Origin of the sequence: Fibrobacter sp. UWP2 (assembly GCF_900141705.1) — a bacterium.
GTDB lineage: Bacteria > Fibrobacterota > Fibrobacteria > Fibrobacterales > Fibrobacteraceae > Fibrobacter.
Genome location: NZ_FQYM01000024.1, coordinates 36,535 through 45,817, shown reverse-complemented (window position 1 = coordinate 45,817; position 9,283 = coordinate 36,535). Strand labels below are relative to the sequence as shown.

Annotated in this window: 7 protein-coding genes; 3 read left to right on the top strand and 4 right to left on the bottom strand. The window is 49.3% G+C overall.

Annotation, left to right across the window (positions count from 1 at the left end):
* Positions 1-923: PDDEXK nuclease domain-containing protein (locus tag BUB55_RS10895; protein ID WP_143153023.1), on the top strand; the 923-nt coding region annotated here is incomplete at its 5' end.
* 37 nt (positions 924-960) lie between these two features.
* On the opposite strand, the gene BUB55_RS10890 is transcribed toward BUB55_RS10895, so the two are convergent.
* The 4 genes from BUB55_RS10890 to BUB55_RS10875 form a co-directional block, all read right to left on the bottom strand.
* On the bottom strand, positions 961-1,992 hold the full coding sequence (locus tag BUB55_RS10890) for a DMT family transporter (RefSeq protein ID WP_073191172.1): 1,032 nt from the start codon (positions 1,990-1,992) through the stop codon (positions 961-963).
* Positions 1,993-2,025: 33 nt separating this feature from the next.
* Positions 2,026-3,291, bottom strand: coding sequence for an MATE family efflux transporter (locus BUB55_RS10885; protein ID WP_200778531.1), 1,266 nt, complete (start codon positions 3,289-3,291; stop codon positions 2,026-2,028).
* Between the two features lie 65 nt (positions 3,292-3,356).
* Positions 3,357-5,105, bottom strand: a complete 1,749-nt coding sequence (locus BUB55_RS10880; RefSeq protein WP_073191166.1) for an ABC transporter ATP-binding protein — start codon at positions 5,103-5,105, stop codon at positions 3,357-3,359.
* Positions 5,106-6,872, bottom strand: coding sequence for an ABC transporter ATP-binding protein (locus BUB55_RS10875; protein WP_073191163.1), 1,767 nt, complete (start codon positions 6,870-6,872; stop codon positions 5,106-5,108).
* Positions 6,873-6,998: 126 nt separating this feature from the next.
* Between BUB55_RS10875 and BUB55_RS10870 the strand changes: the two genes are divergently transcribed.
* On the top strand, positions 6,999-8,231 hold the full coding sequence (locus BUB55_RS10870; protein ID WP_143153022.1) for a TonB-dependent receptor: 1,233 nt from the start codon (positions 6,999-7,001) through the stop codon (positions 8,229-8,231).
* A 45-nt stretch (positions 8,232-8,276) separates the two neighbouring features.
* Complete coding sequence (locus BUB55_RS10865) at positions 8,277-9,269, top strand: TonB-dependent receptor domain-containing protein (protein WP_073191157.1); 993 nt, start codon at positions 8,277-8,279, stop codon at positions 9,267-9,269.
* Positions 9,270-9,283 lie beyond the last annotated feature (14 nt).

Sequence of the window (9,283 nt, the reverse complement as noted above, 5' to 3'; positions counted from 1 at the left end):
TGCTTGGTGTTTTTTTGCTGAACCAAATTTACAAGTTGGAGACCACCTTTTTCTTTTTGGTTGCAGAAATTTCAACTAACTTTGGGGCATCTTCCTATGAAGGCGGTTGGACCGTTGATACGCTCAAGCGTTGCCGCTTCTTTTATCGTATTTATTGTCCCCAGCAAATTGGGGCAACAGTGTTGCCCCAATCTGAAGTTTTGCCTGATTTTACTCTTTCGTGGTCCCATTACCTGGTTCTCATGCGCATCGAGAATGCCGACGAACGTCGTTTTTACGAAATTGAGGCGACTTCCGGGAACTGGTCTGTTCGCGAATTGCAACGGCAGTATGGTTCAAGCCTGTATGAACGTCTTGCGCTGAGCCGGGACAAGGAGCAGGTCGCCCGCCTGTCGCGGGTTGGCAATGTGGTAGAAAAACCGGAGGATATCATCAAGAATCCGGTGACGCTGGAATTTGTCGGTTTGAAGCCGGACGCATCGTATTCGGAGTCTAACTTGGAATCTGCCATCATCGGCAAGTTGCAGGAATTCCTGCTTGAACTGGGGAAGGGGTTCCTGTTCGAAGCGCGTCAGAAGCGTTTTTCCTTTGACGAAGACGATTACTATGTGGACTTGGTCTTGTACAATCGTCTGTTGCAGTGCTATGTGCTCGTTGACTTGAAGGTCGACAAGTTGACACATCAGGATCTCGGCCAGATGCAGATGTACGTAAACTATTACGACAGGTATGTAAAGCAGGATTTTGAAAAGCCTACCATTGGCATTTTGCTTTGCAAGGAGAAGAAGGATACCCTTGTGAAGCTGACTTTGCCCGAGGATGCGAATATTTACGCCTCTGCCTATGAGCTGTACCTGCCCGACAAGAAACTTTTGCAGGCGAAGGTCAAGGAATGGGTAAATGAGTTTGAAAAAGCAAGATAACGGGATATCACTTTTTTAAGAAAATGAACATTCCTCATCAGTGTGTCGAGATTTTTTCTAGGTCCTTGATGTTGTGGCTGTGGCTGTGCTTTGCATCGGAAAAGACATGGTTGTGCAAATGGGAATGCGTAACAACGTGTGTATGGGTTATGCCGCCATGCGTGTGCGTGAAAATATGCTGATGCATGTGCGAATGTGAGCGGACAAGCGTATCGTAAACCACAAAAATGGTACCGGCAATCATGACCAGGAGCGCCACGACGTATTGCAGCGTGATTTTTTCGTTCAGGAGCACGACAGAAAAAAGAACGCCGATAAAGGGCGCGAATGCGTAAAAGGCGCTGGTCTTTGCTGCCCCCAGGTAATGTTGCGCGCGGATGTAGGTGAAAATGCTCAGGCCGTAAGCCACAAAGCCGAGAAGCAGGGCGAGCGGGATGTATTTTGCGGCAAAAAGCATTTCGCCTGTGGTAAGCGAAACGACGATGGAACCGATTCCGGAACAGAGACCTTTTATGGTCACAATCTGGTATGTGCTTTTGTCCGAAATTTTGCGAGTGCAGTTGTTTTCTAGCCCCCAGCAGATGGTCGCTCCGAGGACGAAGATGGAGCCGATCGAAAAGTTGAATCCATCGGCATTTTCGAACGAGAGAATGAAACTGGATGTCGTTATAAATAAAATAGCAATCCACAAACGCGTAGACACCTTTTCTCTAAAGATGAATAGCGCAATCAACGTTGTCGCGACGATTTCGAAGTTCCCGAGCAGCGATGCGTTGCTGGATGTTCCGTACTTGACGCCGAACATGAGCAGTATGGGGGCGACAATGTCGAGCAGGATCATGCCCAGCGTGTAGGGGAAATCTTTTTTGCAGAGCCTTTCCGATAGAGGCTCGTGCTTGATATGGAACAGGTAGAGAAAGCCGATGCCGAGCCCTGCACCAATATAGAGCAGCCCCGCCATGAATACAGGCGAAATGTGGGCCAGCAGCATTTTGGAGCAGGGAACATTCAGTGCATAAAATGCGGCCGCCGCTATCGCATAACCAATCGCAATGACATTCTTGTCCATGATTTAAATGGAGAATTTTGCATGAATATTAAATCAACAGTAGCCATATTTTTTACGGAAGGCCACGACGCAGATTGCAGTAACCGCAAACGAGGCGATTTCAGCAACAGCGCACGAACTCCAGATGCCGTCAAGCCCGAAGAAAATGGGGAGCGCAAGCACGGCGATGATTTCGAACACGAATGTCCGCAAGAACGAAATGAGAGCCGAAACCAGGCCGTTGTTCAGGGCCGTAAAGAAAGAGGAACCTGCATAGTTCGCGCCCATCAGCAAGTAAGCGAATGAATAGATGACGATGCCGTGGCGAATCATTTCGAATAAATTTGGATCGTAACCGCCGAAAATTTTTGCCAAAGGTAATGCCAACGCTTCTGACGAGGCCGTGAGTACGATACCCGCAACCGCGACAATCACGCAATCCATAAGGAATAGATTTTTGAGTTCGTTTGTATTGCGGGCTCCGTAATGGAAACTTATGATGGGAGCACGTCCAAACGAATAGCCTGTAAAGAATGTCGAAAAAATGTAGCTCACATACATGATTGCCCCGTATGCGGCAACGCCCGTATCTCCGGCAATTCTGATGAGCTGGAAATTGTACAGCATGCTTACGATGGACATGGCGATGTTTGTGACTAGCTCGGAAACTCCGTTCGATATGGCTTTTGACAACGTGCGGCCATCGAAAACGGGTTTTACGATTCGGAGAGGAGTCTTGTTTCGCAATAAGAAAAATACGAACGGGGTGAATCCTCCGACGGACTGACCGATAACGGTCGCTAGGGCCGCTCCGGAAATGCCCCATTCCAAAACGACAATGAACAACAGGTCCAGTACAATGTTTGTGATGCCCGCTAAAACCGTAAGCGCAAAACCCAGCTTAGGCTTTTCTGCCACAATCATGAAACAGTAAAAGAGATGCTGCAACACGAAGGCGATTCCGCCAAGGGCAGCAATGCGCCCGTAACGAGTCGCCTGCGAAAGGAACTCGCCGTCGGCACCCAGGAATGCGGCTAATCCTTCCATAAAATAGGATGCCGTGATACTTGCGGTAATTCCGTAGGCGATTGTCGCATACACGATTGTTGAAAACGCCTTGTTCGCTTTTTCTTTATCGCCTTCGCCGAGGAATTTTGCGACGAGCGCGCTGCCGCCGGCCCCCATCATCACGCCGGGAGCGGCAATAAGCATAAGGACCGGCATGACGAGGTTTACGGCAGCAAAAGAAGTCTTTCCGACAAAGTTCGAGACAAATGCGGCATCGACAATGCTGTAGATGGTGGTAAAAAACATTGTCAAGATAGACGGAAAGACGAAGCGAAGAAGCCTCCTGCAAGTGAAGTGGTCCGAAAGCTGAATCTGCATTACAGTTTCCAGCTGACTGCTTCACGGCGGGAATCGATGAACCGGGCATAGATTCCGCCGTTCTTCACGAGTTCTTCGTGCTTGCCCTGTTCCACGATGCGGCCCTTGTCCAAGACGACAATCTGGTCGGCGTGGCGCACGGTTTTGAGTCGGTGGGCAATCATGATGACCGTTTTCTCTTTGGTCAGTTCCTGGATGGCGTTCATCAGGTCGCGCTCGTTTTCGGGGTCCACGTTTGCGGTGGCTTCGTCCAAGATGATGACGGGGGAGTCCTTCATGATGGCACGAGCAATCGAGATGCGCTGGCGTTCGCCACCACTGAGGCTTGCTCCGCCTTCGCCGATGACTGTATTGTAGCCGTCGGGCAGCTTTTCGATAAAGTCGTGGCAGCAAGCTTTCTTGGCGGCTTCAACGACTTGTTCGTGTGTAGCGCCCGGGTTTCCGAACTTGATGTTATTTTCAATTGTATCGCGGAACAGATACACGTTCTGGAATACGAAACTGAAGTTTTTCATCAGGCTGTCCATGCTGTAATCTTGCACGCGGCGGCCTCCCAAAGTGACTGAGCCTGCATTTACATCCCAGAAGCGTGAAAGCAGGTGGCAAAGCGTTGTCTTTCCAGAACCGCTCGGACCCACGATTGCCGTGGTCGTCTTTTCGGGAATGGTAAGCGTCACGTTGTCAATGATCTTGCGCTTGTCGTAGGCGAAATCGACGCCGTTTGCCTTGATGTCGTGATTGACGGGGGAGATGTCGTCGCCATCGATATCCATGGTCGGCTTGTTCAAGATGTCATTTGCGCGGTTGACCGAAATATCGACTGTACGGAGGAGTGCTGCGTAGCTGCCGCCCAGTTCAAGGACTGCAAATAGCATGAAGGAGCACACGAGCATGATAGCACAATCGGCAAGTTCCATAGTTCCGTTCAAGTAGAAATGAATCGAGAACATCATGATGGCAACACCAGTGAGCTTTGCAATAAAGGTCTGCAAGTTCGAAAGCGGGACGCACTTGAGTTCCATGCTGATGTTTGCTGCGGTGCACTTGTCGATGACTTCGTTCAGTTCCTTGGAACGCTTGCCGGTCATGTTGTATGCCTTGACTTCGGCAATTCCCTGGATGTATTCGAGAACTTTTTCGACGACCTTGCTGTCGCATTCCACTTTTTCGTGCGAAATGGCGCGAACGTTCATGCGCATGAGTGTGTTGATGAATTGGAAAATCGCAAAGCCGATGGTTGCGACAATCGCAATTCGCCAATCGAAAAAGGCAATCATCACGATGATGAGGACGGTGTCGAGAATGCCCTGCGTGACCATCATGACTACGCGGGTTGCCACGTCGCCGAGCTGTTCCATGGTGTTTGTCGTGACGGAGGTAATGTAGCCGAGGCTGTTCTTGTTGAAGTAGCCCATAGGCAGATAGCGCAGGTGTTCGGCAATCTCGATGCGTTTACTCGCACAAGTGCGGTAACCGCCTTCGGTCTGCCACATGCTCATGACGCGCTTGGTAATGGTTGCGCCAATAAGGCTTACTACCATGATCCCAAGCGAAAGCCAAACGATATCCATGGTGAACGGCGCCGTTCCCTGCACGTGGCGAATAACGCCCTGCAGCATGACTGCCATGGCACCGATACGGAGTGCCATGAAGAAGGAGTTGAAAACGCCGACGATAATGGAACCGTAGAATTTGTGGCGGTTTTCTGCATTGCAGAAATTGAAGAATTTAATGAGTGTATCGAACATTTATGCATCCTCCTCGGAATCCTTGGCACTGATGTGGGCCTGCCACATGGACTTGTACAGACCTCCCTTTTCGAGCAGTTCCTGGTGCGTGCCGCAGCTGTCGATGTTGCCGTCCTTGATGACGTAGAGTTTGTCGGCGTCTTTGACGGTAGAAAGACGGTGCGCAATCACGATGAGTGTCTTGCCTTGTACGAGTTTTGCCACGGATTTCTGGATGATGGCTTCGTTTTCTGGGTCGGTGTAGGCGGTCGCTTCGTCGAGAATCACGATCGGGGCGTTTTTCATCATGGCGCGGGCGATGGCGATGCGCTGGCGCTCGCCACCGGAGAGGTGGGCGCCCGAGCCGCCGACAATTGTGTCGAATCCGTTTTCGAGACTCATAATGAAGTCGTAGCAGCCGCTTTGGCGCGCCACCTCTTCGACTTCGGCATCGGATGCCGAAGGCCGCCCGAGTCGAATATTTTCGCGGACGGATAAGTCGAATAAGAAGTTATCCTGCGAAACGTAAGCAACGCGGCGGTTGTATTCTTCGAGCGAAAGGTCCCTGATATTCACGCCGCCGATTTCGATATCGCCGCTGTCGGTATCCCAAAGCGAGGCGATAAGGCGAGCAATCGTCGATTTGCCCGAACCGCTCGGGCCCACGAATGCGGTAAAGCTGCCTTCAGGGAGTTTCATGCTGATGCCGTGAAGAATTTCCTTCTTTTCTTCGCCTTCAATACCCTTGTGGTAGCTGAAGCGGACATCCTTCAGTTCAATCGAGTTGTTTGCGGGCTTGTGCAAGTCTACGATGGGGCGCTCGAGTTCATTCATTTCGAGCACCGAGCCGACTTCACCAAAAATCACGCCAGCCTTGCTGATGTCATCGCTGTAGCTCATGATGGTAAGGAGCGGCATCATGATGCTCACCGAGATAATGATGATGGTGATAAAATCAACGGCCGAAATGGTCCCGTTGAAATAGAAGTAACCACCGAACGGCAGTACCGTCAATAGTGTGGCAGGAGCGACCATAATGGCGATAGAATGCGGCCAAATGCATTTGCGCATCCATTCAACAAAACAGTCGCTCCCTTCTTTTGCGGCTACAACAAACTTGTCGTATGACGATTTTGACTTGCCGAACGCCTTGATGACTTCGATACCATTGATGTATTCAACAGCCGTGTCGTTCAGGGCTTTCGTTTTTTGAACAGAATTGTCAAACCACTTCTGGGCGCCGCTAAACATAAATACCATGGCGATCATTCCGAAGGGGAGTGTGCCAAGCGAGGCAAGACCCATGCGCCAATCGATATGGAAAAGGTAGACGAACATGAGTATAGGGAGAATCAAGTTCGAAGTGAATTCGGGAACGATGTGCGCGAGCGTCGTTTCCATGCTGTCAATGCGTTCTACCAGAATGTTTTTGAGCTCACCCGAAGGCATGTCAAGAACGGAACCCAGCGGCACTCGCGAAAGCTTGTCACAAAGATCCTTGCGGATGTTTCCGAGTACATTAAATGTCGCTACGTGCGAAAGCGTCGTGGAAATGCTGTGAAACAGGACGTTTCCGAACCAGAATGCCGCAATAATCAAACATTCTTTTAGGTAAACATCCCAATCGCGCACGCCCGAAAGCAATTCGTGTACGATATTGGCGATAATGATGTAAGGGACGATTCCGCAAGTGACGCGCAATAGCGCAAAGAAAATGCTTGCGATGTAGTATTTTTTCTTGTTTTTGGCAAACAGAAAAATCCAAGAGAGCAGAGATTTCTTTTTCATAGAGTTTCCTCCCAAAAGGGCTGAATCAAATTTTGGAAAAAAACGTTTTCTGTTCTACTCCAAACGGATTTTCGCCAAACCTTTTGGAGTAGAATTTTTTTGCGCTTATTTCTCAATTTGGGCGCGATGAAACACCTTTTTGCATACAAATTGACAACTCTCATGCTGGTGATAGTCGCGATTGCCTCTGTGGCTGCGCGTGCACAAGAATCGACGAACGGTGAAAAATCTGAATCTGCCGAAGAAATCACGAATTTTGACGATGTTTTTGCCGAAGAAACCCCTGCAAACGAAGGTGCTCCTGCAAATGCGTCGGAAAAGAACTCGAATGTAACGGTTCTTGACGAAATGGGTATTGAAGGCGAAGGTATCAACGAAGCCGCACCCGTCGACAAGAAAACTAAGGCCGAATCGGTCAAGGTGATGGACGCTACGGAACTTCAGGGCTCCAGCGCCACCATCGCTGACGCCACGAATCGTTCTTCGGGCGTGAAAATCCGCCAATCGGGCGGCATGGGTAGCGAAAGTAAAATCAATATTCGCGGCATGGAAGGCAAGAACGTAAAGGTGCTTGTTGATGGCGTGCCTGTCGATAACGGTAACGGAAATTTCTCGGTCAACGATATTCCCATCGACAAGATTGACCGCATTGAAATCTACAAGAGCTACGTGCCCGAACGCTTCGCGACCGACGGCATGGGCGGCGTCATCAACATTGTGACGCATGATTTGCCCAAAAGTTCCATAACGGGTTCCTACGGCTTCGGAAGTTTTAATACGCACAAGGCTTCGCTCGATGCAAAGTATGTCTGGGTGGTCGATTCGCTTAAGGGGCGCTCCGTTGCAACGGGGATTTCTGCCTACTACAACTATTCTGACAACGATTACGAATTCACCACGCCTTACATGGATACGACGGTAACGCGCGATCACGACCGCTACTACAGTTACAATGTGCTGCCGTATGTCTCGTTGGAAAAGTTCTTTTTTGACCGTATGACCCTTGGCGTGATTTACAACGCGATGGATAAAGAAATCCAGTCAAATGCCCACCGCATCGAAGAAGCGACTGCAAATGCGCAGTCCTACGGCGTGAATCTTTCCCTTGAAAAGGCGAACCTATTTGTGAAGGGGCTTTCGATGGGGCTTTCGCTAAGCTATGCCTTCGGCAAAGAGGCTATTGTCGATACGAGCCACACGTATTATTACGGCTGGGATAAGAACAATTTCCGCGAAAACAAAAGGGCTTTTGGCGAAATTACGATGGGCGGTGCATCTCACATCGAGCGTAAAAACCAGACCTTCGTTGCGCCCTGGAATTTTGATTATGCCTTCACCCCAAATCATACTCTCACCTAGAGCGGCTTGTATCGCTATGAATCGCAAGATCCGAAGGATAAACGCATGGTTCAGGGACAGAAGCTCAATAATGCCGGTTTCCCGGGCCATAGCCATTCGGTAGTGTCGGGTCTTTCGCTCGAAAATAATTTCTGGAACGAACGAATTCAAAATGTGACGGGCATCAAGGGGTATTATTATGTCATCGAAGCTGAAAATGACGGTGAAAAACGTATCCAGCAACTTATCAACGATTATGCCGACCACAAGGACTTTGGTTACAGCGAAAATCTGCGCGTGAAAATTTTGGATCAGGTTGCCGTTATTGATCAGTTTGCAGTCAAGGGTGGCTACCAGCACAGTTTGCGATTCCCGACCCGCGAAGAAATCTTTGGCGACGGTATGTATGTGCAATGTGCTCCGAACCTGAAACCCGAAAAGTCGGACAATTTTACGGCGGGTACTGAACTGGATTTGCGACAGATTCCGCTGTTGCTCAAGCTACACCTGGAATTCAATTGGTTCTACATGCTTATGGATGACCGTATTTTCTGGAACAACTATGCGGCCATTCCTCGTCCCTATTACAATAGCGTCGGTACCAAGACGACTGGCTTTGAAATCGATGCCGCTGTTGATATCAACGAGTACATTTCGCTTTCTTACAACCTCACTAAGCAAGATGCTGAAAGCCGCGAAACGGATTTGGCGTTTGGAATTGCGAAGGGACTCACCGTGCCGAATATTCCCACGCTCTACATGAATTTCGGCGCAGAATTCCACATAGGCGATTTGCTCTTCCGCGATGATTTCTTCAAGTTGTACTGGCTGGCAAATTACACAGACGAATATTATTACTCGTGGAAAGTTTCCAACAAACAGGATCGCACCATTCCGAGTTCCTTCTCGCAAGATTTAGGCGTAGAATACTCGATTCTTGCTAATAAACTCTCGTGGAATTTTGAAGTGCGCAATTTTATGGATGAACTCGTCTTCGATAAGTATGGCGAATCCAAGCCCGGCCGCGCCTTTGCCACCAAAATCAAGTTTACACTATAAACAAAAGGAAATCA

Bases quoted from the DNA above. Each gene is read 5' to 3' on its own strand.
- BUB55_RS10890 (WP_073191172.1), bottom strand. From the start codon at position 1,992: ATGGACAAGAATGTCATTGCGATTGGTTATGCGATAGCGGCGGCCGCA.
- BUB55_RS10880 (WP_073191166.1), bottom strand. From the start codon at position 5,105: ATGTTCGATACACTCATTAAATTCTTCAATTTCTGCAATGCAGAAAAC.
- BUB55_RS10875 (WP_073191163.1), bottom strand. From the start codon at position 6,872: ATGAAAAAGAAATCTCTGCTCTCTTGGATTTTTCTGTTTGCCAAAAAC.
- BUB55_RS10870 (WP_143153022.1), top strand. From the start codon at position 6,999: ATGAAACACCTTTTTGCATACAAATTGACAACTCTCATGCTGGTGATA.
- BUB55_RS10865 (WP_073191157.1), top strand. From the start codon at position 8,277: ATGGTTCAGGGACAGAAGCTCAATAATGCCGGTTTCCCGGGCCATAGC.